Origin of the sequence: Saccharothrix sp. AJ9571, assembly GCF_021725495.1 — a bacterium.
Taxonomy (GTDB): Bacteria; Actinomycetota; Actinomycetes; order Mycobacteriales; family Pseudonocardiaceae; genus Amycolatopsis; species Amycolatopsis magusensis.
In genome coordinates this window covers 3,389,752-3,412,995 of record NZ_CP091382.1, presented here as the reverse complement: position 1 = coordinate 3,412,995, position 23,244 = coordinate 3,389,752, and the positions used below count along the sequence as shown (strand labels likewise).

Genomic DNA, 23,244 nt, shown 5'->3' with positions numbered 1-23,244 from the left:
ATGCCGTGTTATGTTCCCTACGTGGTCTCCACCAAACCGGACGTGACGGACGCGTTCACCCTGGCGCGGCAGTGGTTCCTCGACGGGCGGCGGATCGACATGCAGGAGCTGGCCGCCGAGCTGAAGGTGGGCCGGGCCACGCTGTTCCGCTGGGTCGGCAACCGGGAGCAGCTGCTCGGCGAGGTCATCTGGTCGATCACCGAACGTGCCTTCGACCGGCACAACCGGGCCATCGGGGGGTCGGGCGGGGCCCGCGTCGCCGAGGTCGTCGGGACCTACGTGCGCACGGTCAACAGCGACCAGCCGTTCCGCGCGTTCCTGCGGCGCGAGCCCGAACGCGCGCTGCGCCTGCTGACCACGAAGGCGAGCCTGGTGCAGCGCCGGACCATCGCGGCGGTGGAGGCGATGCTGACCGAGGAGATCGGCAACGGCACGCTGGAGCCGCCGCTGCCGGTGCACGACCTGGCCTACCTGATCGTGCGGATCGCCGAGTCGTTCATCTACACCGACATCATCTCCGGCGAGGAACCCGACGCCGACAAGGCGCGGGAGGCCGTCGCCGCGTTACTTCGCTGACCGGCGCGCGGTCAGCACGGCGTCGTACAGCTCCTTCTTGGAGACCCCGGTCGCTTCGGCCACTTCGGCGGCGACCGTCTTGAGCCGCTCCCCGGCGGCCGCCCGCTCCGCGACCTCGGCGACCAGGTCCTCGACACTGGTCGACCGCGGCGGCGCGCCCGCGAGCACCACGGTGATCTCCCCGCGCACGCCCTCGTCGGCCCAGTCCGCCAGCTCGCCGAGCTCACCGCGCTTGACCTCTTCGTAGGTCTTGGTCAGCTCGCGGCAGACGGCCGCCCGCCGATCCGCGCCGAGCACACCGGCGGCGTCGCGCAGCGTGCTCGCCAGGCGGTGGGGTGACTCGAAGAAGACGGTGGTGCGTGGCTCAGTGGCCAGTCCACTTAGCCACTTGGCCCGTTCTCCGCCCTTGCGCGGGGCGAAGCCGTCGAAGCAGAAGCGGTCCGACGCCAGGCCGGACAACGCCAGCGCGGTGGTTACCGCGGACGGTCCTGGCAGGCAGGTGACCGGCAGGTCCTCTTCGACGCAGGCCGCCACCAGGCGGTAACCGGGATCGGACACGCTGGGCATACCCGCGTCGGTGACCAGGAGGACGGTCTCACCTGATCGGAGCGCTTCGAGCAGTTTCGGGAGCCGCGAGGTCTCGACGTCCTCGTAGAAGCTGACCACACGACCCGTCGGCGTGACGTCGAGTGCGGCGGCCAGCGAGCGCAGGCGCCGGGTGTCCTCGGCGGCGATGACGTCAGCCGCGGCGAGCGCCTCGACCAGTCGCCGGGACGCGTCGCCCACGTCCCCCAGCGGTGTCGCGGCGAGCACCAGCCGCCCGGTCTCCGGCATGAAAGGCAGCCTAGCCGGGCACTCGCGGCGAACTCACAGCACGCCGCCCAGGCGCAGTCCTGCGAGTCGAGGTCGCGCTCTCCGCGCCCAGGCGCCCCTGGCGGCACGGGCGACTCGGCCGAGTACGGCCAGTACGAGGCCGACCCGCCCGCACCGCCAGGAACCACCTGGATCACGAAGCCCATCGACCAGACCCGCAGGACAGCGCCTAGGATCGGTCCCCGTGACCGCACTCCTGACGCGCTCGTCCGGCGACGGCGCGTACCCGGATCCGGTCGACGAGTACGCCCCGCGGTCCGATCGCGAGGCCACCCTGCTCGGCCGCGCGATGCCTGCCGACCGGCTGCGCGGCTGGGTGGTCACGCTGGTCCTGACGCTCATCGGTGGCGTGCTGCGGTTCCAGAACCTCGGTCACCCGACCGACAAGGGCACGCCGGTCTTCGACGAGAAGCACTACGTGCCGCAGGCGTGGCAGATGCTGCGCAACGGCGGGTACGAGGACAACTACGCCTACGAGCTGATCGTGCACCCGCCGGTGGCCAAGCAGCTGATCGCGATCGGCGAATGGCTCTTCGGCTACAACGGCTGGGGCTGGCGCTTCTCCGCGGCGCTCGCGGGCACCCTGCTCATCCTGCTGGTCATCCGGATCGCGCGACGGCTGACCAGGTCCACCTTCCTCGGCGGCGTGGCGGGCGTGCTGGTGATCAGCGACGGCGTGCTCCACCTGCAGTCGCGGATGGGCATGCTGGACATCTTCATCGCGTTGTTCGTGGTGGCCGCGTTCGGCTGCCTCCTGCTCGACCGCGACCAGGTGCGCGAGCGGATGGCGCTGGCCGTGCGCGAAGGCTGGGCGGACGAATCGCCGTACGGGCCGCGGCTCGGGTTCCGCTGGTGGCGGTTCACCGGCGGCGTGATGATCGGGCTTTCGCTCGGCGTCAAGTGGTCCGGGCTGTACTACATCGTCGCGTTCGGCCTGCTCTGCGTGGCTTTCGACGTGGCGGCCCGCCGCGCGGCCGGCGTGCCGCGGCCGTGGCTGGGCACGCTGCGCCGCGACGTCGCCCCCGCGTTGTGGGCGCTGGTCGCCATCCCGGTGCTGGTCTACCTGGGCACCTGGGCGTTCTGGTTCGCCAGCGAGACCGGCACCGACCGGCACCTGGTGGCACTGGACGACATCCAGCCGTGGTGGATCTTCGGCTGGGTGCCGGACGCGCTCGCCTCCCTGGTGCACTACTCGCTGCACGTGCTCGACTTCCACTCCGGGCTGAAGACCCCGGAGAACGACCCGCACCCGTGGGAGTCGAAGCCGTGGACGTGGCCGATGGGCCTGCGCCCGATGCTCTACTCCTACGGGTCGGGCGCGGAGGCCGTCGGCTGCGGCGAGGCCGACTGCGTGCGGGCCACCATGCTGATCGGCACCCCGGCGATGTGGTGGCTCTCGCTGCCGGTGCTGGCGTGGGGGCTGTGGCGCTCGGCGTTCCGCGCGGACTGGCGCTACGCCGCCGTGGTGGTCGGCTACCTGGCCGGGCTGCTGCCGTGGTTCGTCAACCTCGACCGCCAGATGTACTTCTTCTACGCCACGCCGATGGCGCCGTTCCTGATGCTCGGCCTGACACTGGCGCTCGGGCAGATACTCGGCGCGGTGCGCCAGGGCTTCGAACGGCGGGGCACCGGGCTGCTGGTCGTGTCGCTGTACGTGGGGCTCGTGGTGGCGAACTTCGCCTGGCTGTGGCCGGTCCTCAACGGCGTGTCGATCACCAACGAGCACTGGCAGTCGGAGCTGTGGCTGCCGTCCTGGCGCTGACCTTTCCGACTTTCGTCGTGTTGCCGTTCCGTGACAGTGGGTCGACCATGGGGACATTGGTTTAGACCACATGAAGGAGACGGCCATGTCCCTCCGCAGGTCCCTGTTCGCCGCACTGGCCGGAGCGGCGCTGCTGCTCACCGGCCTGCCCGCCACCGCGGGCGCGGCGGTGCCCGACAAGCACCTGACCGGTTACTGGCAGAACTTCGTCAACGGCGCGAAGGCGCAGAAGCTTTCCGACGTGCCGAACGCCTACGACGTGCTCGTGCTGGCGTTCGCCAACGCCGACCCGGCCAAACCGGGGGCGGTGACCTTCGGCGTCGACCCGGGCCTGGCGAGCGCGGTCGGCGGATACACCGACGCTGACCTCAAGGCGGACATCGCCGCGAAGAAGGCCGCGGGCAAGTCGATCGTGCTGTCGATCGGCGGAGAGAAGGGCAACGTCGACCTGAGCTCGCCGTCGAAGGTGACCAACTTCGTCGACTCGTTCACCGCGATCGCGCAGTCGTTCGGCATCCAGGGTCTCGACGTGGACCTGGAGCACGGGCTGAACGTCGCGAACACCACCAGTGCGATCCAGCAGCTGCGCTCGCGCCTGGGAGCGGGGTTCCTGCTGACCATGGCGCCGCAGACCATCGACGTGCAGCCGGGCGGACGGTACCTGCAGTTGATCGAGCGGACCAAGGACCTGATCACCGTGGTGCACACGCAGTACTACAACTCGGGCAGCATGCTCGGCTGCAACGACCAGGTGGTCAGCCAGGGCAGCGTCGACTTCATCACCGCGCAGGCGTGCTTCCTGCTGCGGACGCTGCGACCGGACCAGGTGTCGCTGGGCCTGCCGGCCTCGCGTTCGGCGGCGGGCAGCGGTTACGTGAACCCGACCGTGGTGAACAACGCCCTGAGCTGCCTGGCGAAGCGCACGAACTGCGGAACCTACGTGCCGGAAACGGCTTTCCCGGGAATCGGCGGCGTGATGACCTGGTCGACCAACTGGGACGCTACGTCCGGAGGCGCCTTCTCGGCCCCGGTCCGGGCGCACCTGAACTCCCTACGCTGAGCTTGGGGACCACCCGGGCGAACCCCACGTTCAGGTAGCCGAGTCCCACGTTCAGGCACGCGAGCCCCACGTTCAGGTAGTCGAGTCCCACGTTCGGGGAGCCGAGTTCCACGTTGGGGTAGCCGAGTTCCGGGTTTGAGCGGGCGAGGTTCGCGGGCGCTGGGCGTTCGGCTTGGTCGGACGGGGGGCCGCCCCGGGTTTTGATTGTGACTACGGCGAAGACCTCGATGTCAAGGCGGGAAAGATGCCTTGACATCGAGGTCTTCGCCGTGTTTTGGCTTTGGATCGGGGCGGGGTGGGGGTCTGGGCGGATGCTCTGGTGGGGTGTCCGGGCGGCGGTTGCGCTGGGGGGGTGCGTGCCCTGACGGATGCTATGAGTGGGGCATTACTTGCGTAGAACGCTTGGAATGCCCCATTCATGGCATTGCGGGGGGTTCTGGGGGGGGTCGTGGCGTGCTCCGCCGCGGTGGGTGTCACGAATGTGGCTTTCGGGGCGGAATCGGCCCCCAAAGCCACATCCGTGACACCAGCCCAAGAATCAGTGCGCCCGTGGGACTACTCGGGTGACTGGGCCGTCCGGGGACTTGCCGGCGCGCGAGAGCCAGCCTTCGACTTCCTTCCGCACCGAGTTCAGCGTGGGGCGGCGGCGGGGTTCCGGGTCCAGCGAGGCGATCAGCAGCCGCGAGTGGACGCTCCGCGGCGGCAGTTTGTTCGCCGGTTCCGCACGCGCCGCGGCCATGAGCGCGGCCATCGGGGTTTCCCGCGTGCCGCGCGGAGGCTGGCCTGACAGGGCGTAGCTGACCGTCGCGGCCAGTTGCCAGGCGTCCGAGGCCGGGGACGCGGGCGCACCCGCGGCCGTCTCCGGGGCGGTGAAGTCCGGCGTTCCGATCATCATGCCGGTCGCGGTCAGTTGCGAGTCGCCCTTGCTGCGCGCGATGCCGAAGTCGATCAGGTGCGCGATGCCCCCGGGGTCCAAGATCACGTTCGACGGCTTCACGTCCCGGTGCAGGACGCCCTTTTCGTGCGCCGCCGACAGGGCGCCCGCCATGGTCGCCCACAGCCGGCCCGCGGCCACGTCGTCCAGTGGGCCGCCGGTGTCCACGGCGGCACCCAGCGGCTGACCCTCCAGGTACTCCATCACCAGCGCGAGCCCGTCCGGCTCCTCGACCAGGTCGTACACCTTCACGCAGTTCGGGTGGTTCACCACGGCCAGCGCCCGTGCCTCGCGCTGCATCCGCTCCACCGTGTCGCGGTCCGGCGCGTGTGCGATCTTCAGCGCGATCGTGCGGCCGAGCTGGTTGTCCACGGCCTCCCACACGGTGCCGAAGCCACCGTGCCCGAGTCGCCGGACCCGGCGGTACCGGCCGCTGCCCGAACTGCTCGAACCGGGCGGAACGGGCATCGGACCCGGGGTGTTCGCCAGGCCGGGACTCTCCGAGGCGGCCGAAACCTGCGGCTCGGGTTGCTGGGCCAGCGCGGTCTTCGGGTAGTCCTTCGGGGGCTGCGGCGGCGGCAGTTGACGCTGCTGCGAGGGCGGCGGCACGTACGGCGGTGGCGGTTGCCGCGGCGGTTCCACCGGGCGCCGCTCCGGCGGCCGTTCCGAGCGTTGCAGCGTCGACCATGCCGGTGGGCCGACCAGCGCCACCGGCATGATGCCCAGCACGGTGATCGGCAGGAAACCCAGCCACAGGTGCACCGCGGTGTTCGCGGAGACCCCGATGCTGAAGAAGAACATCAGCACGAACGGGATCCAGAAGAACCGGGCGGGCCACTTCGGCCCGCGGCGCAGCGCCGTGCGCGCCAGCAGCATGACGAACAGCAGGGCGAGCGCGGGCAGCCCGATGAGCGCACCGAGGTAGTAGCCGTAGGCCAGCCCGCCCGACGGGTAGAACAGCGCCTCGTAGACGTTCTGGCCACCGCCGAGGTAGTCGCTCTGCTTGCCGATGAAGTCGCAGCGGCTGTTGCCCAGCTCCTCCATCAGGCCGGCGGACAGGTCGGCGCCGTCACCGGCCCGCACCGCGCTGAAGTTGCTCGACACCCCGATGAACAGCAACCACGGCATGATCAGCGTGAAGAACCCGGCGACCAGGCCGAACACGGCCATCATCGTCGGGTCGTACCGGTTCCCGGTGAACTTCCGGATCAGCGCCACGATCACCGCGCCCGCCACCGGGAACAACGCGATCAGCGCGCCCGCCATGCTGGTCGCCCACACCGCGCCACCCGGGCAGAAACCAGGCCCGAACACCTCGTATGCGAACGACAGCAACGAGCTCGCGAATGAATCCACTCCCGCTCCTTGTCGTTGCCCTGCTACCCGACTCCAGTATGTCGGGTCTGTCGTTGGACGCCGCCGTCACCCGGCAGGTTCATCACGGCAAGGACTCTTCGGTCTCAGGCGCGAGCGGACCACGATACCCGCGAGGCCCGGTGCACCCGGTGCGGCCGGTCTTTCCCGCTGGTCAAGTGCTTCCTTTCGCCCGCGCGTCGCCACCGGTACAAGATGGTCGGTGCCGGATCGCAACGAGGAGGTCCCCCCGATGGCCCAGTACGCCGAGACCTACCAGCGGAGCATGTCCGATCCCGAGGGTTTCTGGCTGGCCGCCGCCGAGGGCATCGACTGGACCAGGAAGCCGTCGAGGGCGCTGGACGACTCGCGCGCGCCGCTCTACCGGTGGTTCCCCGACGGCGAGCTGAACACCTCCTACAACGCGCTCGACCGGCACCTCGCCGACCGCGGCGAGCAGACCGCCCTCATCTACGACTCCCCCGTCACCGGCACGACCCGCCGCTTCACCTACCGCGAACTGCACGAGGCCGTCGCCCGGTTCGCCGGGGCGTTGCGGTCACTCGGCGTCGAACGCGGCGACCGGGTGATCATCTACCTGCCGATGGTGCCCGAGGCGGTGATCTCCATGCTCGCGTGCGCGCGGCTCGGTGCGGTTCACTCGGTGGTGTTCGGCGGCTTCGCGCCCAAGGAACTGGCGGCCCGCGTCGACGACGCCAAGCCGAAGGTCATCGTGACCGCGTCCTGCGGCATCGAACCCACGCGGGTGGTCGAGTACAAGCCGATCATCGAAGAGGCGCTGCGGGGCACCGAGCACCAGCCGGACCGGGTCGTGGTGCTGCAACGCGACGCCGTCCGCGCCGAACTCGGCGAGCGCGACATAGACTGGAACGAGCTGGTCGCGGGCGCGTCGCCGGCCGATCCGGTGCCGGTCGCCGCCACCGATCCGCTGTACGTCCTCTACACCTCGGGCACCACCGGCAAGCCGAAGGGCGTCGTGCGCGACACCGGCGGGCACGCGGTGGCGCTGGCCTGGTCGATGGGCGCGATCTACGACATCGGCCCCGGTGACGTCTGGTGGACCGCCTCCGACGTCGGCTGGGTGGTCGGCCACTCCTACATCGTCTACGCGCCGCTGCTGGTCGGGGCGACCACGGTGCTCTACGAAGGGAAGCCGGTCGGCACCCCGGACGCGGGCGCGTTCTGGCGGGTGATCGCCGAACACGGGGTCAAGGCGCTGTTCACCGCGCCGACCGCGTTGCGCGCGATCAAGAAGGTCGACCCGGACGCGGCCGAACTGGCGAAGTACGACCTCTCGGAGTTCGGCACGCTGTTCCTCGCCGGGGAACGGCTCGATCCCGAGACTTACCACTGGGCGAAAGAAAAGCTCGGCACGCCGGTGATCGACCACTGGTGGCAGACCGAAACCGGCTGGCCCATTTCGGCGAACCCGCGCGGCATCGAGCCGATGCCGGTGAAGCCGGGTTCGTCGACCGTGCCGGTGCCCGGGTACGACGTGCGCGTCCTGGACCAGGAGGGCAACGACCTGCCCGCCGGGAGGGAAGGCGCCATCGCCCTCAAACTCCCCTTGCCGCCCGGCACTTTGCCGACCCTTTGGGGCGACGACGACCGGTACGTCGAGGCCTACCTCTCGCGTTACGAAGGGCATTATCTCACCGGCGATTCCGGTTATTTCGACGAAGACGGCTACCTCTTCGTGATGGGCCGCACCGACGACGTCATCAACGTGGCCGGGCACCGGCTTTCGACCGGCTCGATGGAGGCCGTGCTCGCCGCGCACCCAGCGGTCGCCGAATGCGCGGTGATCGGCGTGCGCGACCCGCTGAAAGGCCAGCTGCCCAGGGGTTTCGTCGTGCTCAAGTCCGGAGTGGACATCGACGGTGACCGGCTGCGCGAGGAACTCGTCGCCGCGGTGCGCCGCGATATCGGCCCGGTGGCGGCATTCCGCGACGTGTCGGTTGTGGACGCGCTGCCGAAAACCCGGTCCGGCAAGATTCTCCGCAAGACCATGCGGGGTATCGCGGACGGGCGGGACGAGCCGGTTCCCTCGACGATCGAAGACCCCGCCGTTCTTGACGCGCTGCGCACCACCCTGCGCAGCGAGTGATCGTCCGGTTACGCATTCCCCGCTCCGGCAACGGCCGCGAAATTCCTCAACCCCTTCCAACGGCCGTTGTGCTGCCCGAGTTATTGGTCTATACCTTTATGCACTCTTAGTCTCCCTGCCGGAGGTGCTCCGTGAGGAAGCGTTTGTCCTTGTCCGCCTTGCTCGGTGCGGCCGTACTGGCCGTGTCGACGGTGGCCACTTCGGGAGCCGCCGCTGCGGCACCCGAGGAGGCGGCCACCCAGTCGACCGCGGGCGGAACCCAGCTGACCGACGTGCTGCCCGCGCCGGTCGAAGTCAAGCCCAACGGGCACACCAAGTTCTGGCTGACCCCGCTCAGCCGCATCCACACCCAGCCGGGTTCGAAGGAAGCCAAGCAGGTCGGCGACCACCTGGCCGGACTGCTGCGCCCGGCCACCGGCTACCCGCTCAAGGTCAGCTCCGGCCCCTCGTGGATCCCGGGCATCTCGCTGCTGCTCGGCGGTGCCGACAAGCGCATCGGTGACCAGGGCTACCAGCTCGACTCGAACGTCACCGGGGTGACCATCCGGGCCAACTCCGCGGCCGGGCTGTTCAACGGCGTGCAGTCGCTGCGCCAGCTGTTCGGCGCCAAGATCGAGGCCGACACCCCGCAGCGGACCGCCTGGTCGGTGGCGGGCGGGCGGATCGTGGACTACCCGCGCTTCGGCTACCGGGGCGCATTCCTGGACCTGGCCCGGCACTTCCACACGCCGGACGAGATCCGCACCTACATCGACGAGATCGCCCAGTACAAGATCAACTACCTGCACCTGCACCTGACCGACGACCAGGGCTGGCGCATCCAGATCGACAGCTGGCCGAAGCTGACCACGGTCGGCGGCGGCCCGGGCACCGGCGTGGACGGCGTCGGCGCGGGCTTCCTGACCAAGGCCGACTACGCGGCGCTGAACAAGTACGCGGCCGAGCGGCAGATCACCATCGTGCCCGAGATCGACATGCCGGGGCACACCAACGCCGCGCAGGCCACCTACGCGGAGCTGAACTGCGACGGGGTCGCCCCGGCGCCGCGCACGGACATCGAGGTCGGCTACTCCTCGCTGTGCATCGACGACGAGCTGACCTACAAGTTCGTCGAGGACGTCATCCGCGAACTGGCGGCCATGACGCCCGGCCCGTACCTGCACATCGGCGGGGACGAGGCGCACGCGACCACGGACGAGGACTTCAAGAAGTTCATGGAGCGCGTCATCCCGATGACGGCGAAGTACGGCAAGAAGCCGTTCGGCTGGCACGAGATCGCCAAGGCCAACTCGCCGGCCACCACCACCCCGCAGTACTGGTGGAGCACGCCGGACGGCGACGCCGCGGTGGCCGAGGCCGTCAAGCGGGGCAGCAAGGTCCTGGTTTCGCCGGCCAACAAGGCGTACCTGGACATGAAGTACGACGAGAACACCAAGCTGGGCCTGAAGTGGGCCGGGTACATCGAGGTCAAGACCGCGTACGAGTGGGACCCGGGCACGTTCGTCCCCGGTGTGCCGGAGTCGTCCGTGCTGGGCGTGGAAGCCCCGTTGTGGTCGGAAACCCTGCGGAACATCGAGGACATCGAGTTCATGGCGTTCCCGCGGCTCACCGCGATCGCCGAACTCGGCTGGTCGCCGCAGGCCAAGCACAACTGGGAGAACTACCGTGACCGGCTCGCGAAGCAGGGCCCGCGGCTGAGCGCCCAGGGCATCGACTTCTACCGGTCGCCGCAGATCGACTGGAAGTAGTCAGCGCAGTTCAGCCAGGCGGGCGCGGATTCCGATCCGCGCCCGCCGGTATGCGTCCGGGCTCCCGTGCAGCACGGAGAAGGCGTTGGCCGTGCGAGCCAGCGCCTCGACCTCGAAGACGACCTGTTCCGCATCGTCCACGTCGGCCGCACGCAGGGTGTCGACCAGCAGCCGGGTCCAGTTCCGGCTCCGCGCGACCAGCGCGTCGTGCACCCGCCCGTCCCGCGCGTCGTATTCGGCGGACGTGTGGAAGAAGAAGCAGCCGCCGGGGAAGATCCGCTTCTCCGAGTAATCCAGCCAGCGTTCGCACAGCTCGCTGAACCGGTCCACGCCGGTCGCCGAAGCCGGTACCCGGTCGACCACCTGCTCGGTGAAGATCGCGTTCGCCGCGTCGATGGTGGCGAGCTGTAGCTCCTCCTTCGAGCCGAAGACCGCGAAAACCCCGCTCTTGCTCAGGTCCAGTTCCTTGGCGAGCCCGCCGATGGACAGCCCGTCGAGCCCTTCGACCGACGCGACGTCCATCGCCCGCCGGAGCACCGCCTGCCGGGTCGCGTCTCCGCGCACCAGCCTGCCGTCAACCGGCATCGCGTGCTTCCACCCGCAGCAGCTTGCCCGTCAGGCCCTGGCGGAACTGCTCGGACAGCGCGGGCGCCTTCACCGCCCGGCGCGCCAGCTCCAGGTACGCCGCACGCTGCCCGTCGTCCAGATTCGCCGGGTTCGCGTAGAGGACCAGGTACAGCTCGCTGATCGTCGGGCTCGCCTCGTCGCGGTCGAGAAGGGTGAGCGCGCCGGTGGTCGGCACCGTGCCGGTGCGCCGCACGCGCAGGTACCAGCCGCTGCGGCCGGAGTCGATCATCGCCGGGATGATGTCCTTCCGGCCGGTCTTCATGCCGAGCTTGTAGCACGGCGTCCGCGGCTGGGAGACCTCCACGTGCGCCTCACCCCAGGAGAAAACGTCGCCGATGCGGATGGTGTCCTCCTCGGCGCCGAGGACCGACAGGTTCTCCCCGACCGCGCCCGCCTCCAGGTCGAAGGCGTCGGCGACCCAGCCCTCGTAGTGCTCGGCCGGGTAGGCGTAGACCGCCTTGTCCGGGCCGCCGTGCACGCTGAGGTCGGCCTGGCCGTCACCGGTGAGGTTGACCTCGGACAGCTCGAGCTGCGCCTCGCCGGTCCTGGTCTTGGTGATGCCACTGAGCACCGGCTCGCCGCGCTGGTGCCCGAGCACGCTGGGCTGCCCGACGAATACCCCGTTGATCAGCAGTTCGGTCATGCCGAGAAATTAGCACGACCGTTCGTAAATATTCATCCCCGTTCAGCCCGCAGGAAGGGCAGCAGAGCGCCGAGCAGCGCCGCCGGGTTGTCCTCCTGCACGAGGTGCCCGGCTCCCTCGATCAGCCGCAGTCGGGCACCGGGCACCAGCCCGGCCAGTTCGGCGGCCTTCGCCGGTGGGATCCACTGGTCGTCGGCGCCCCAGCAGACCAGGAACGGCAGGTCCAGCTCCGGGTACCGCGACTGGACCTCGTCGGTGTAGCGCTGGTCCGCCTGCGCGATCTGCCGGTAGAACGCGGGCTGACCCGACTCACCGAGCCACGGTTCGACCAGCCGCGCCAGCACGTCCGGGTGCAGCCCCGGCGAGCTGGCCGAGTTGACGTACTCCCGCACCAGCGCCTCGTGCAGGAACGGCGGCAGCTGCTCGAACACCGCCGCGTTCTCCCGTACCAGCCGGAAGAACGGCGAACCCCACGGCGCCAGCGCCACCGGATCGACCACGGCGAGCCGTTCGTACGCGCGGCCGTGCAGCAGGTGCGCGCGCAACGCGACCGCGCCGCCGAAGTCGTGCGCGACCACCGCCGGGCGCTCCAGGTCCCAGTGCGCCAGCAGTTCGGCGAACACCCGGCCCTGCGCGGCCAGCGACACGTCCTGGCCGTCGAACTTGGCCGAACCGCCGTAGCCGGGCATGTCCCACAGGTAGACCCGCCACCACTCGGCCAGCGTCTCGGCGAACCGCCGCCAGACGAACGCCGAGAACGGCGTCCCGTGCAGCAGCACCAGCGGCGGGCCGTCGCCCACGCTGGTCCAGCGCACCTCACCGCTCGAACTCCCGAACCGTTCGCTCAGCTCCATGCCGTCCAACAAACCACAAGTAGACACCGTCTACATCGGTTTGCTACAAAGTGGGACCCGGCTGAACAAACGGTGACGGAGAGATGAATGGGTTACGAACGCTTTGTCGCGCTCGGCGACAGCTGCACGGAAGGGCTCGACGACCCGCATCCGGCGGGCGGGCGCTACCGCGGCTGGGCCGACCTCGCCGCCGCCCGGCTGGCCATGGACGAACCCGGGTTCCGCTACGCCAACCTGGGCGTGCGCGGCCGGCGGCTGGACCAGATCACCGCTGAGCAGGTACCCGCGCTCAACGCGCTCGAACCCGACCTCGTGGCGTTGTTCGGCGGCGCCAACGACGTGCTCACCGGCTCCGGATCCGCCGAGATCGCCCGCCGCGTGGGCACCGCCGTCCGCCGGGTCACCGAGCTGGCGCCGACCGTGGTGGTGTTCACGCTGAGCGACATTTCGCACCGGATGCCGTTCGGCAAGCGCTTGCGCCCGCGCATCGAGTCACTCAACGAAGCCATCCGCGAGTCCGCCTCAAGCTACGGCGCCCGGCTGGTCGACCTCTGGCCCGACCGCGCCGCCGACGACCTGCGCTACTTCGGCCGCGACCGCCTGCACCTGTCCGACCTCGGCCACCGCCGCCTCGCCGCGCACCTGCTCGACGCGCTGGCGGTGCCGTTCGAACCCAGCTGGCTGGCCGACCTGCCGGGAGATCCCGCCCGGCCGGACACCCGCGCGCACGCGGAATGGCTGTGGCACGTGGTGCGCCCGGTCGCCGTCACCCGCGTCCGCAACCGCCTGATCGGCCGCTCCCCCGGCGACGGCTTCCTGCCCAAGCGCCCGGAACTGCAGCCGATCTCCACCGACGAGATCAGGGCATGGATCTCCGCCCCGCTCCCCGGCAACGCCTGATCGCGAGCGCGGTCGCGCTGCTCGCCGCCGAGGGCGTGGAGGCGGTCACGCTGCGCGGGATCGCGAAGCACACCGGCGTCTCGCACGGGGCTCCGCTGCGGCACTTCGCCGGCCGCGCCGAACTGCTCTCCGCGGTCGCGGCCACCGGCTTCGCCGAGTTGTACGCCCGGCGCGAGGAGTTGCCCGACGGTCCGCCGCGGGCCCGGCTGATCGCCGCGTGCCGGGCGTACGTCGGGTTCGCGCTGGACAACCCGGCGATGTTCGAGCTGATGTTCCGGCACGACCTGCTCGACACCGGCGACGCCCAACTCGTCCGCGCCAGCAGTGCGGTCTTCGACTTCTTCGCGGAACTGGCCGCCGCCGCGTCGACCGGGGACACCGACCCGCGGCTGGTCGCGGCCTCGCTGTGGGCGGCCCTGCACGGGCTGGCCGAGCTGTGGTTGTGGGGCGGGCTCGCCAAGGCCAGCTTCGCGCCGTCCATCGACGTGCCGCTGGCGGTCACCCTGGACGCCTACCTCGGACCCGCCTGAGCCACGGCGGCGGAGATGGTCGCCCAGGCGTCGCGGACGTGCTGGGCCGTGGTCGACGTGCTGCCCACCGCGAACCGCAGCGTCACCCTGCCGTGCACCCTGGTGTGGCTGAGGTACAGCTCGCCGGAGTCGTTCAGCCGCTCCAGCAACGCCAGTATCCGCTCGTCGGTCCACTTCGGACGGAAGCAGACCAGGCCGAAGTGCCGCGGCGCGTGCAGTTCGAACCGGTCGTCCGCGGCGACGAGCGCGGCGAACTCGGCGGCCAGTTCGATACCGGACCGGATGTGCGCACGCAGCCCTTCGGCGCCGTACCACCGCAGCACCGCCCACAGCTTCAGCGCGCGGAACCGGCGGCCGAGCGGGACCTGCCAGTCGCGGTAGTCGATCACCGCGCCGGATTCGGTCGCCGGGTTGCGCAGGAATTCCGGCAGGATCGACAGCGCGCCGATCAGCGGCGCGCGGTCGGTCACCCACAACACCGTGCAGTCGTGGTTGGTCAGCAGCCACTTGTGCGGATTGGTCGCGTACGAGTCCACGTACTCGGCCACACCTTCGTTGATCCACCGCAGTTCCGGGCACACCGCGGCCACTCCCGCGTAGGCGGCGTCGACGTGCAGCCAGACCCCGTGCGCCTGGCACACCTCGCCGATCGCGGCCACCGGGTCGATCGCCGTGGTCGAGGTGGTGCCGATGGTCGCGCACACCAGTGCCGGCACGGCCCCGGCGGCGGTATCCGCTTCGAGCAACGCCGCCAGGTGCACCGGATCCATTGCCAGCGTCGACGGATCGACGTCGACCACGCGCACGTTCCGCGCCCCGATCCCGGTGATCCGGCCCGCTTTCTCCAGCGCGGAGTGCGTCTCCGAGGTGACGTAGATGGTGTACCGCCGGGAAATCCCCTCGTCGCCGACGGTGCCGCCGCTGACCCGGTGCAGCGCGGCGAGCACCGCGACCAGCGCCGCGCTGGACGCCGAATCCTGGATGACCCCGCCGCCGGGCCCGTCGGTGCGGAAACCCGCTGGCAACCCGAGCAGTTCCGCCAGCCAGTCCACCACCACGGTTTCCAGTTCGGTGCAGGCCGGGCTGGTCGCCCACACCATGCCCTGCACCCCGAGCCCGGACGAGAGCAGGTCGCCGAGGATCGACGGGCCGGTCGCGTTCGCCGGGAAGTAGGCGAAGAAGTCGGGGTGCTGCCAGTGCGTGACGCCGGGCAGGATCCGCTCGTCCAGGTCGGCCAGCAGCCGGTCGAACGGCTCGCCCCGCTCCGGCGGGTGCGCGGGCAGCCCGGCCCGGATCTCTCCCGGTTGGACCTTCGCGCGCACGGGGTGGTTCTCGATGCCGTCGCGGTAATCGGCGATCCAGTCGACGACCTGCTTGCCATAGGTGCGGAACTCGTCCGGCGTCATGTGCATGCAGACCTCTCTACCGCTCCAGCGCGACCTTGGGGAGCCGCCGATCCAGCCATGTGGGCAGCCACCAGGCTTTCGCCCCGAACAGCCGCATCACCGCGGGGACGATCAGACAACGGATGACCACCGCGTCCAGCAGCACCGCGACCGCCAGTCCCAGGCCGAACTGCTGGAGCATGCGGTCCGCGCTGAGCACGAACGCGCCGAACACCACGATCATGATCCCGGCGGCCGCGGTGATCACCCCGCCGGTGTTCGCCAGTCCCTCGCGGACCGCGCGTGCCGCATCCCCGGAACGCCGCCATTCCTCGTGCATGCGGGAAACCAGGAACACCTCGTAGTCCATGGACAGTCCGAACACGATCGCGAAGATCATCACCGGCACGAAGGCCTCGATCGGGCCGGGCTGCGCGCCGAACCAGCCTTCGCCGAAGACCAGCGTGATCACGCCGAGCGAAGCCCCGATGCTCAGCAGGTTCAGCACGGCCGCCTTCAACGGCACCAGGATCGACCGGAACACCACCAGCAGCAGCAACGCCGAGAGCAGCACCACCACACCGATGAACAGCGGCAGCCGCTCGGCGATGGCGGTGGCGAAGTCGTCGGCCGCCGCCGTCGATCCGCCGACCAGGTACTCACCGCCGGTCCGCGCCTCCAGCGCGGGCAGTACCTCGCCACGCAACCGCGTGACCAGTTCGTGCGTCGCCTCGTCCTGCGGCCCGCTCTCCGGGAAGACGAGCGTGGTCGAGACCGCTCCCCCGGTGGTCGTACTCGTGTCCACGCCTGGCGTGTCCTCCAGAACCCGCGAGAGCGCGGCCGGATCGCCACCGTCGGCCACCACGATCAGCGGCCCGTTGAACCCCGGCCCGAAACCCTCGGCGAGCAGGTCGTACGCCTGGCGCGTGGGCTGCTCCGGCGACTCCGTCCCGGCATCGGCGAAGCCGAGCCGCATGCCCAGCGCGGGCAGCGAAAGCACGCCGAGCGCGGCCACCGCGAGCACCAGCGGCGCCCACGGGCGGCGCTGCACCAGCGCGCCCCACTTCCGCCACCGGTCGCCGGGTGCCCTGCCGCGCTGGGTGACCGCCCGTTCGATGCGGCGGCCGAACACGGTCAGCAACGCCGGCAGCAGGGTGACCGCCGCGACCATGGTCAGCAGCACGGTCATCGCCACCGCCAGCGCCACCCCGCGCAGCGAACCCAGGCCCAGCACCAGCAACCCGGCCAGCGCGATGATCACCGTGAGCCCGGCGAACAACACCGACCGGCCCGCGGTGTCCAACGCCGTCCTGGTGGCCTGCTCCCGATCCACCCCGCGCAGGATTTCCGTGCGGTAGCGGGAAAAGATCAGCAGTGCGTAGTCGATGCCGACCCCGAGGCCGACCAGCATCATCAGGTACGGCACGTAGCTGGGCAGCGTGAACACCTGGGACGCCAGCACGATCACGCCGAGCGAGCTGCCGACCGCGAAGACCGCGGTGAGCACCGGCAGGCTCGCGGCCAGGATCGAGCCGAACATGAACACGAGGATCACCAGCGAGGCCAGCAGTCCCGCGCCTTCGGCCGGTCCGCCACCGCCTTCCGCCGCCGCCCGGACCGCGTCCCCGCCCAGCGCGACAACCAGCCCGTCACCCTCGGCCGCCTTCGCCGTGTCGATCAGGCGGCGGGTGTCCTCGGCCGGGATGTCCTCGGCCAGCGGCACGCTCGCGTAGGCGGTGCGGCCGTCCCCGGAGAACCGTAGCGGGCTCGGCGGCCCGGCGAGGTGGGGCAGTTGCGCGAGCATCCGGTCCACCCGCTCGGCGGGCACACCGTTCTCGTGGCGCACCACGATCTGCGCGGACGCCCCGGCCTGCCCGCCGTAGCGGTCCTGCAGTTGCTGGGATTCCGTGCCCGGCAGCGCGTGGTCGTCCTCGTAGGCGCTGCCGACGGCCTGCGAGGCGAGGGTGATCGCGGCGAGCACCACGATCCAGAGCAGGATGGCCACCCGGCGGTGCCGTTGCGACCACCCCGCGAGCCGTTCGAACGAACTCGGTTCCACCACTGTTGTGTTCACGCGAACAGGTTCGGGCAGCGACCCGGGTCGCGTCGTCATACCGGCGGGCCGACCCGCCCTACCACCGGAGTTGTTCCCTACGGGCGATCCCGTACTACCCGGGTTGTGCCCACCGGGGTGTCACCATCGCCGCCTCATAAGCGAGGACCACCAGTTGCGCGCGGTCGCGAGCGTCCACTTTGGTCATGATCCGGCTGACGTGGGTCTTGGCGGTGGCCGGGCTGAGCACCAGCCGCCGGGCGATCTCGTCGTTCGACAGCCCGGCCGCGACCAGGGTCATCACCTCGCGTTCGCGCTCGGTCAGCGAGTTCAGCCGCGGGCTCGGTTCCGGGCGGGTGACCCGGTGGGCGAACTCGGCGATCAGCCGCCGGGTGACCGAGGGCGCGAGGAGCGCGTCCCCGCGCGCGACCACCCGCACGCCGTGGATCAGCTCGGTCGGTTCGGTGTCCTTGACCAGGAATCCGCTGGCGCCCGCGCGCAACGCGCCGTAGACGTACTCGTCGAGGTCGAAGGTGGTCAGGATGATCACCTTGACCCCGGCCAGCCGGGGGTCGCCGAGGATCCGCCGGGTGGCCGCCAAGCCGTCCAGGCGGGGCATCCGGATGTCCATCAGCACCACGTCCGGCCGCAGTTCCGCGGCCAGGCTCAGCACCGCTTCCCCGTCGGCCGCCTCGCCCACCACGGTGATGTCGGCCTCGCCGTCCAAAATGGACTTGAACCCGGCGCGGACCAGGTTCTGGTCGTCGGCCAGCAGAACCCGGATCACCGCCGCCCGCCGATCGGCAGCCGGGCGTGCACGGCCAGCCCGGTGTCCCGCGCGGGCATGGTCAGCTCGCCGCCCGCGGCCCGCACCCGCTCGCGCATCCCGCGAAGGCCGTGGCCGGGCGTGACCGGCCCGCCGGACCCGTTGTCCTCGATCTCCACGCGCAGCTCACCATCGTCGCCGTACCGGACCCGCACCACGACCGTACTCGCGCCGGAGTGGCGGATCGCGTTGGTCAGCGCTTCCTGCACGATGCGGTAGGCTGCGAGGCCGATCTCCGGCGGCACCGGGCGCGGCTCGTCCAGTTCGGCGGTCACCGCCAGGCCCATCGCTCGCGCGTGCCCGAACAACTCGTCGAGCCGGTCGAGCCCCGGCGCGGAGTCCACCGGCGTCCGGAGCACGTCCAGCGTGGATCGCAACTCCCGCAGGGCTTCCTGGCCCGCCTGCTTGATCGCGGTCAGCGCGCCGGTCGACTGCCCGGGATCGTTCGCGTGCAGCGCCGCCCCGGCCTGGACGGTGATCAGCGACAGGTGGTGCCCGAGCGCGTCGTGCAGTTCACGCGCGATGCGCAGCCGCTCCTCGGTGGCGCGGCGACGGGCCTCTTCCTCGCGGCCGAGTTCGACCTGCCGCTTGAGCCTGCCGAGCGCGAGCACGGCGACGATCCAGCCGAGCAGCATGACCATCGCGACGTCGTCGACGTGCCGGGTGACGCTCGCCAGCTCACCGGCCAGCGTGGCCGCGACGGTGATCCCGGCGACCACCGCGGCGGCACGCAGGTACCCCTGCGCCGACAGCGTGTACAGCGCGATCATCAACGTCAGCAGCACGGGACTGCCCGCGCCGATCAGCGGGTAGTACAGCCCGACGCCGAGCATGGTGGCCACCGCGACCGGCACCGGGTAGCGGCGGCGCACCGCCAGCACCCCGCAGCTCAGCACGATCAGCGCCAGGCCCCACGGCCCCGGCGGCACGTCCTGCGCGAGGGTGTAGGTCAGCACGAGCGCCAGCACGAGCCCGGCCGACACCACGTCGCCCGCCGGGCCCTTCGGCCACCACCGGTTCACCCGGTCATCGAACCACCGGGCGGTAGATGATGCGGACCGCCCCGCCGGGGAACTGCTCGGTCTCGGCCACCTCGAAGTTGACCTGGGTGTCGTCGAACAGGCGCTCGCCCTTGCCCAGCACGGTCGGGTGGACCAGCAGTTCCAGCTCGTCGAGCAGGCCCTCGGCGAGCAGCCAGCGGACCACGCTGACGCTGCCGGAAACCAGGATGTCGCCGCCGTCGCCGGCCTTCTCTTCGGCCAGCTTCGCCGCCGCGTCCTCGTTGAGCACGGTCGACGGCGTCCAGTCGGCCGAGGCCAGCGTGGTGGACAGGACCAGCTTCGGCACGCTGTTCAGCACGCCGGCCAGCGCGTCCTCGGTCTCGTTCGGCCAGTGGGAGGCAAAGATCTCGTAGGTCTTGCGGCCGAGCAGGAGCGCGCCGGCCTCGGCGAACCGGGCGCCGGTGACCTCCCCCATCCGGTCGTCGAAGAACGGTCCCTGCCAGGTTTCGGGGGCCTCGACCACGCCGTCCAGCGAGATGAAGAGGCTCGCAACAATCTTTCGCATGCAGGAAGGGTCACGGACGTGGCTCTACGCGCGCTCGAGAAGCCACCGACCCCTCGAGCAGGGTGCGCACCCAGGTCTCGGCGAGCTTCCGCCGAGTGGGTTCGTCGTCGTACCGCTGGTCGAAGTTGCTCAGGAAACCGTGTTGCAGGCAGGCGCCGAGCAGCAGGTCCGCGGTCGCGCGCGGATCGGCCTCCTGGCTGATCCGGCCGCCGCGCTGCTCGGCTTCGAGGTAGGCGGTGAGCAGGTCGCCGACGTGGCGCGGGCCCTTGCCGCGGTCGTGCACCACCTCGCGGTGCGCGGTGAGCAGGTGCGGATCGGAGAACAGCGAGGCCGCGATCGGGAAGGTCTGCCCGTAGAAGGCGATCGCGGCGTGGGCGAATTCGACCAGCACGTCCTCGACCGGATCTTCGCCGACGCGCTTCTGCAACCCGGCCATCAGCGTGGCCAGGCCGCTGGGCATCCGTTCTTCGAGCACCGCGAGGAACATGTCGGTCTTGTCGCGGAAGTGCTTGTACAGCGCGGCTTCGGAGAACCCGGCCGCCTTCGCGATCTCCTTGGTGGTCGCCTTGGCCAGGCCGTGGCTGCGCATCACCTGCGCGGCGGCGTCGAGGATGCGGTCGCGCGTGCTCAAAGCGCCTCCTGATGGACCCGGTTGACACGTTGGTGAGTGCTCACCCACTATAGAGGTTAGTAAGCACTCACCAACCTGGAGGGCAGATGAAACTCACCGTCTTCGGGGCCACCGGCGCCACCGGCAAGCACGTCGTCGAGCAGGCGTGCGCGGCCGGGCACCAGGTCACCGCCGTGGTCAGAGACCCGTCGAAGCTGGACAGAACCGACCTGACCGTCGTCGAAGCCGACACGCTCGACCCGGCCGCGATCGAACCGGCGGTCGCCGGTGCCGACGGCGTGATCTCGGCACTGGGCACCAGGAACGGCCGCGGCCCCACCACCATCTGCGCCGAAGGCACGGCGAGCATCCTGCGCGCGATGACCGCCGCGGGCACCCGGCGGCTGGTGGTGGTCAGTGCCTCCGGCCTGGCCACCGACGGCGACGACCCGCTGACCAAGGTGCTGGTGAAGCCGATCGTCCAGCGGGCACTGCGGCACCCGTTCGCCGACATGACCCGGATGGAAGAGTTGATCCGCGCGAGTGTCCTGGACTGGACGATCATCCGCCCGCCACGGCTCACCGAAGGCCCGCGCGGTGACTACCGGACCGCTGTCGACGACGGGGTACGGCGTGGTTTCGTGATCTCACGGGCGAACCTCGCGCACGCCATCCTGCGCGCGCTGCCCGCCGAGGACACCTGCGGGAAGATTCTCACCGTCGCGCGATGAGTTCCGCCGGTTCGCCGGGTTACAGGGGTATGAGCGAACAAATTCGTACCCTCATCGAGCAGTGGGCGACCGCGGTGCACCAGTGCGACCTGGACGGCGTGCTAGCCGGGCACGCCGACGACGTGGTGATGTTCGACGTGCCGCAGCCGCAGCAGGGCGTGCGCGGCATCGCCGCCTACCGGGAAACCTGGCCCGCCTTCTTCGACTGGCAGGCGAACGGCGCGATCTTCGAGATCGAGTCGCTGGAGATCACCGCCGGCGAAGACGTGGCCTACGCCTTCGCCTTGCTGCGCTGCGGCATGCCCGCCGACCTCGGGGATCAGCGCCTGCGCCTGACCTTCGGGCTGCGCAAGGAATCCGGCCGCTGGCTGATCGCCCACGAACACCACTCGTTCCCGCTGGCGACCGACGGCGAGTCCCGCGTTCGCGAGATCCACGAGGAGTGGTTCGAGGGCACCTCCCTTAAGGATCTAGACGGCCTGATGTCCCACATCGCCGAGGACATCGTTTCCTACGAACACGAGGCGCCCCTGCAGGTCATCGGCATCGCCGCCGTCCGGGAAGCCTGCCGGGCGGGTCTCGGGCAGAGCACCGGTGCCGTCGAATGGCACGTCCCCGACCTGCAGATACTGGCCCGGGATGACATCGCCGTGGCCTGGGGCCTCAACCACATGCGCGCCGAACTCCCGGACGGCACCTTCACCGAGACCCGCTCACGGGGCACGCGGATCTTCCAGCGGCGCCACGACCGGTGGCGGATGATCCACCAGCACGTCTCCTTCCCCTACGACCCCGCCACCGGCCAGGCCGTGACCGGCTCCTGAGGAAAGCCGCGTTACCCGGCCGTTTTCGTCCAGGTGACCGGCAGTTCGTGGACGCCGTAGATGTTCATGTCGGTCCGCAGCTTCACCTCGCCGGCGGGAACGGCGAGTGCGAGGTCCGGGAAGCGGCGCACCAGTCCTTCGAAACCCGCGCGCATCTCGATGCGAGCCAGCTGCTGCCCGAGGCACTGGTGGATGCCGTGGCCGAAGGACAGGTGCCCGCGGGCCTTGCGCCCGAACACCAGGGTGTCCGGATTCTCGAAGCGCTCGGGGTCACGGTTGGCGGCCAGGAGCGAGACGACCACGGTCGAGCCTTCGGGAATCGTCTCGCCGCCGAGTTCGAGGTCCTCCGAGGCGTAGCGGTAGAAGATGTCGGCCACGGACAGGTACCGCATGAGCTCCTCGACGGCATCCGGCACCAGCGCCGGGTCGGCCCGCAGCTCGGCCAGCTGCTCCGGGTGCTCCAGGAGCGCGAAAGTGCCCAGCGACAGCATGTTCGCGGTGGTTTCGTGGCCCGCGAGCAGCAGCAGGAAGGCGGCCCCGACCAGTTCCTCGATGGTCAGGTCCTCGTGGCGGGCCAGGTCCGACAGGATGTCCTCGCCGGGCTCGGCGCGCTTGCGGGTGACCAGCTCGGCGAGGTAGGTGTTGATCGCGACCAGCGCACCCATCTTCTCCTCCAGCGTCTGGTCCTTGACCATGAACTGGGCGGAGTTGACCTGGAAGGTCTCCCGGTCTTCGTAGGGCACGCCGAGCAGTTCGCAGATCACCAGCGACGGCACCGGCAGCGCGAACTCCTTGACCAGGTCGACCGGCGGCGCCAGGCGCGCCAGCTCGTCCAGCTGCCGCTCGGTGATCTCGATGATCTGCTCTTCGAGCCGCTTCATGCGCTTCACCGTGAAGGCGCCGGTGAGCCTGCGCCGCAGCCTGCCGTGCTCCGGCGGGTCCATGGCGATGAACAGACCGGGCATCGGCGGCGACGGCTCGGTGGCGGCCGGAATGCCCGGCGTCTCGTACGGCACGTGCATGATGCCGAGGTCCTGCCGGGAGCTGAACCGGGTGTCGGCCATCAGCTGGCGGACCGCCTCGTAACCGGTGACGAGCCAGCCTTCGTGACCGTCGGGGAAGATCATCGGGCTGACCGGGCGGGCCTCGCGCAGCTCCGTGAGCGCGCTGGGCGGGTCGAAGGGGCCCGCGTCGCGGTCCATGGGGAGACCGTGGGGAACGGAGACCGTCCGGCTCATCGGGATTCCTCTCGTGGTGGTTT

21 protein-coding genes are annotated in these 23,244 nt (G+C 70.3%); 9 read left to right on the top strand and 12 right to left on the bottom strand.

The window, feature by feature from the left end; all coding sequences use genetic code 11:
• Positions 1-21 precede the first annotated feature (21 nt).
• On the top strand, positions 22-576 hold the full coding sequence (locus L3Q67_RS15440; protein ID WP_282771070.1) for a QsdR family transcriptional regulator: 555 nt from the start codon (positions 22-24) through the stop codon (positions 574-576).
• Here L3Q67_RS15440 and rsmI read toward each other — a convergent pair.
• Positions 565-1,410: a 16S rRNA (cytidine(1402)-2'-O)-methyltransferase gene (gene rsmI, locus L3Q67_RS15435; protein ID WP_209662518.1), complete on the bottom strand. Its 846-nt coding sequence runs from the start codon at positions 1,408-1,410 to the stop codon at positions 565-567. The genes L3Q67_RS15440 and rsmI overlap by 12 nt on opposite strands.
• 223 nt (positions 1,411-1,633) lie before the next feature.
• On the opposite strand from rsmI, the gene L3Q67_RS15430 reads away from it, so the two are divergent.
• Both L3Q67_RS15430 and L3Q67_RS15425 read left to right on the top strand, forming a co-directional pair.
• Complete coding sequence (locus L3Q67_RS15430) at positions 1,634-3,211, top strand: dolichyl-phosphate-mannose--protein mannosyltransferase (protein WP_499190152.1); 1,578 nt, start codon at positions 1,634-1,636, stop codon at positions 3,209-3,211.
• A gap of 85 nt (positions 3,212-3,296) precedes the next feature.
• Positions 3,297-4,271: a chitinase gene (locus L3Q67_RS15425; protein WP_499190151.1), complete on the top strand. Its 975-nt coding sequence runs from the start codon at positions 3,297-3,299 to the stop codon at positions 4,269-4,271.
• Positions 4,272-4,809: 538 nt separating this feature from the next.
• Here the strand turns inward: L3Q67_RS15425 and L3Q67_RS15420 are convergent.
• Positions 4,810-6,561, bottom strand: coding sequence for a serine/threonine-protein kinase (locus L3Q67_RS15420; protein ID WP_499190150.1), 1,752 nt, complete (start codon positions 6,559-6,561; stop codon positions 4,810-4,812).
• A 250-nt stretch (positions 6,562-6,811) separates the two neighbouring features.
• On the opposite strand from L3Q67_RS15420, the gene L3Q67_RS15415 reads away from it, so the two are divergent.
• Positions 6,812-8,686, top strand: a complete 1,875-nt coding sequence (locus L3Q67_RS15415) for a propionyl-CoA synthetase (RefSeq protein ID WP_499190149.1) — start codon at positions 6,812-6,814, stop codon at positions 8,684-8,686.
• A 131-nt stretch (positions 8,687-8,817) separates the two neighbouring features.
• Positions 8,818-10,434, top strand: coding sequence for a beta-N-acetylhexosaminidase (locus L3Q67_RS15410; RefSeq protein ID WP_499190148.1), 1,617 nt, complete (start codon positions 8,818-8,820; stop codon positions 10,432-10,434).
• On the opposite strand, the gene L3Q67_RS15405 is transcribed toward L3Q67_RS15410, so the two are convergent.
• Genes L3Q67_RS15405 through L3Q67_RS15395 form a run of 3 tightly spaced genes read right to left on the bottom strand, consistent with a single transcriptional unit; the run spans position 10,435 to position 12,558 of the window.
• Positions 10,435-11,019, bottom strand: a complete 585-nt coding sequence (locus L3Q67_RS15405) for a TetR/AcrR family transcriptional regulator (RefSeq protein WP_499190147.1) — start codon at positions 11,017-11,019, stop codon at positions 10,435-10,437.
• Positions 11,009-11,704: an MOSC domain-containing protein gene (locus L3Q67_RS15400; protein WP_499190146.1), complete on the bottom strand. Its 696-nt coding sequence runs from the start codon at positions 11,702-11,704 to the stop codon at positions 11,009-11,011. The genes L3Q67_RS15405 and L3Q67_RS15400 overlap by 11 nt, the downstream gene beginning before the upstream one ends.
• Before the next feature lie 32 nt (positions 11,705-11,736).
• Positions 11,737-12,558: an alpha/beta fold hydrolase gene (locus tag L3Q67_RS15395; protein WP_499190145.1), complete on the bottom strand. Its 822-nt coding sequence runs from the start codon at positions 12,556-12,558 to the stop codon at positions 11,737-11,739.
• An 87-nt stretch (positions 12,559-12,645) separates the two neighbouring features.
• On the opposite strand from L3Q67_RS15395, the gene L3Q67_RS15390 reads away from it, so the two are divergent.
• Both L3Q67_RS15390 and L3Q67_RS15385 read left to right on the top strand, forming a co-directional pair.
• Positions 12,646-13,458, top strand: coding sequence for an SGNH/GDSL hydrolase family protein (locus L3Q67_RS15390; RefSeq protein ID WP_499190144.1), 813 nt, complete (start codon positions 12,646-12,648; stop codon positions 13,456-13,458).
• On the top strand, positions 13,425-13,988 hold the full coding sequence (locus tag L3Q67_RS15385; RefSeq protein ID WP_499190143.1) for a TetR/AcrR family transcriptional regulator: 564 nt from the start codon (positions 13,425-13,427) through the stop codon (positions 13,986-13,988). The genes L3Q67_RS15390 and L3Q67_RS15385 overlap by 34 nt, the downstream gene beginning before the upstream one ends.
• Here the strand turns inward: L3Q67_RS15385 and L3Q67_RS15380 are convergent.
• The 6 genes from L3Q67_RS15380 to L3Q67_RS15355 all read right to left on the bottom strand — a co-directional run bounded on the left by L3Q67_RS15380 (position 13,970) and on the right by L3Q67_RS15355 (position 20,449).
• The gene (locus tag L3Q67_RS15380; protein WP_499191544.1) at positions 13,970-15,394 is read right to left on the bottom strand and encodes a PLP-dependent aminotransferase family protein; all 1,425 of its coding nucleotides are present in this window, start codon (positions 15,392-15,394) and stop codon (positions 13,970-13,972) included. The two genes, L3Q67_RS15385 and L3Q67_RS15380, sit on opposite strands and share 19 nt — an antisense overlap.
• A gap of 16 nt (positions 15,395-15,410) precedes the next feature.
• Positions 15,411-17,447 (bottom strand): MMPL family transporter, encoded by a 2,037-nt coding sequence (locus L3Q67_RS15375; RefSeq protein WP_499190142.1) that lies wholly within the window; start codon positions 17,445-17,447, stop codon positions 15,411-15,413.
• Positions 17,448-17,541: 94 nt separating this feature from the next.
• Complete coding sequence (locus tag L3Q67_RS15370) at positions 17,542-18,213, bottom strand: transcriptional regulator (protein WP_499190141.1); 672 nt, start codon at positions 18,211-18,213, stop codon at positions 17,542-17,544.
• Positions 18,210-19,274, bottom strand: coding sequence for a sensor histidine kinase (locus L3Q67_RS15365; protein ID WP_499190140.1), 1,065 nt, complete (start codon positions 19,272-19,274; stop codon positions 18,210-18,212). The genes L3Q67_RS15370 and L3Q67_RS15365 overlap by 4 nt, the downstream gene beginning before the upstream one ends.
• Positions 19,275-19,278: 4 nt before the next feature.
• Positions 19,279-19,818, bottom strand: a complete 540-nt coding sequence (locus tag L3Q67_RS15360) for a dihydrofolate reductase family protein (RefSeq protein WP_499190139.1) — start codon at positions 19,816-19,818, stop codon at positions 19,279-19,281.
• A gap of 10 nt (positions 19,819-19,828) precedes the next feature.
• Positions 19,829-20,449 (bottom strand): TetR/AcrR family transcriptional regulator, encoded by a 621-nt coding sequence (locus L3Q67_RS15355; protein WP_499190138.1) that lies wholly within the window; start codon positions 20,447-20,449, stop codon positions 19,829-19,831.
• 86 nt (positions 20,450-20,535) lie between these two features.
• Here L3Q67_RS15355 and L3Q67_RS15350 point away from each other — a divergent pair, with 86 nt between their 5' ends.
• Complete coding sequence (locus L3Q67_RS15350) at positions 20,536-21,159, top strand: NAD(P)-dependent oxidoreductase (RefSeq protein ID WP_499190137.1); 624 nt, start codon at positions 20,536-20,538, stop codon at positions 21,157-21,159.
• A gap of 29 nt (positions 21,160-21,188) precedes the next feature.
• Positions 21,189-21,983 carry a nuclear transport factor 2 family protein gene (locus tag L3Q67_RS15345; protein WP_499190136.1) on the top strand — a complete coding sequence of 265 codons (795 nt, stop codon included), beginning with the start codon at positions 21,189-21,191 and terminating at the stop codon, positions 21,981-21,983.
• Between the two features lie 11 nt (positions 21,984-21,994).
• Here L3Q67_RS15345 and L3Q67_RS15340 read toward each other — a convergent pair whose 3' ends face one another.
• On the bottom strand, positions 21,995-23,221 hold the full coding sequence (locus L3Q67_RS15340) for a cytochrome P450 (protein ID WP_499190135.1): 1,227 nt from the start codon (positions 23,219-23,221) through the stop codon (positions 21,995-21,997).
• Positions 23,222-23,244 lie beyond the last annotated feature (23 nt).

Bases quoted from the DNA above. Each gene is read 5' to 3' on its own strand.
- L3Q67_RS15390 (WP_499190144.1), top strand. From the start codon at position 12,646: ATGGGTTACGAACGCTTTGTCGCGCTCGGCGACAGCTGCACGGAAGGG.
- L3Q67_RS15415 (WP_499190149.1), top strand. From the start codon at position 6,812: ATGGCCCAGTACGCCGAGACCTACCAGCGGAGCATGTCCGATCCCGAG.
- L3Q67_RS15395 (WP_499190145.1), bottom strand. From the start codon at position 12,558: ATGGAGCTGAGCGAACGGTTCGGGAGTTCGAGCGGTGAGGTGCGCTGG.
- L3Q67_RS15405 (WP_499190147.1), bottom strand. From the start codon at position 11,019: ATGCCGGTTGACGGCAGGCTGGTGCGCGGAGACGCGACCCGGCAGGCG.
- L3Q67_RS15350 (WP_499190137.1), top strand. From the start codon at position 20,536: ATGAAACTCACCGTCTTCGGGGCCACCGGCGCCACCGGCAAGCACGTC.
- L3Q67_RS15380 (WP_499191544.1), bottom strand. From the start codon at position 15,394: ATGACGCCGGACGAGTTCCGCACCTATGGCAAGCAGGTCGTCGACTGG.
- L3Q67_RS15340 (WP_499190135.1), bottom strand. From the start codon at position 23,221: ATGAGCCGGACGGTCTCCGTTCCCCACGGTCTCCCCATGGACCGCGAC.
- L3Q67_RS15400 (WP_499190146.1), bottom strand. From the start codon at position 11,704: ATGACCGAACTGCTGATCAACGGGGTATTCGTCGGGCAGCCCAGCGTG.
- L3Q67_RS15360 (WP_499190139.1), bottom strand. From the start codon at position 19,818: ATGCGAAAGATTGTTGCGAGCCTCTTCATCTCGCTGGACGGCGTGGTC.
- L3Q67_RS15385 (WP_499190143.1), top strand. From the start codon at position 13,425: ATGGATCTCCGCCCCGCTCCCCGGCAACGCCTGATCGCGAGCGCGGTC.
- L3Q67_RS15345 (WP_499190136.1), top strand. From the start codon at position 21,189: ATGAGCGAACAAATTCGTACCCTCATCGAGCAGTGGGCGACCGCGGTG.
- L3Q67_RS15425 (WP_499190151.1), top strand. From the start codon at position 3,297: ATGTCCCTCCGCAGGTCCCTGTTCGCCGCACTGGCCGGAGCGGCGCTG.
- rsmI (WP_209662518.1), bottom strand. From the start codon at position 1,410: ATGCCGGAGACCGGGCGGCTGGTGCTCGCCGCGACACCGCTGGGGGAC.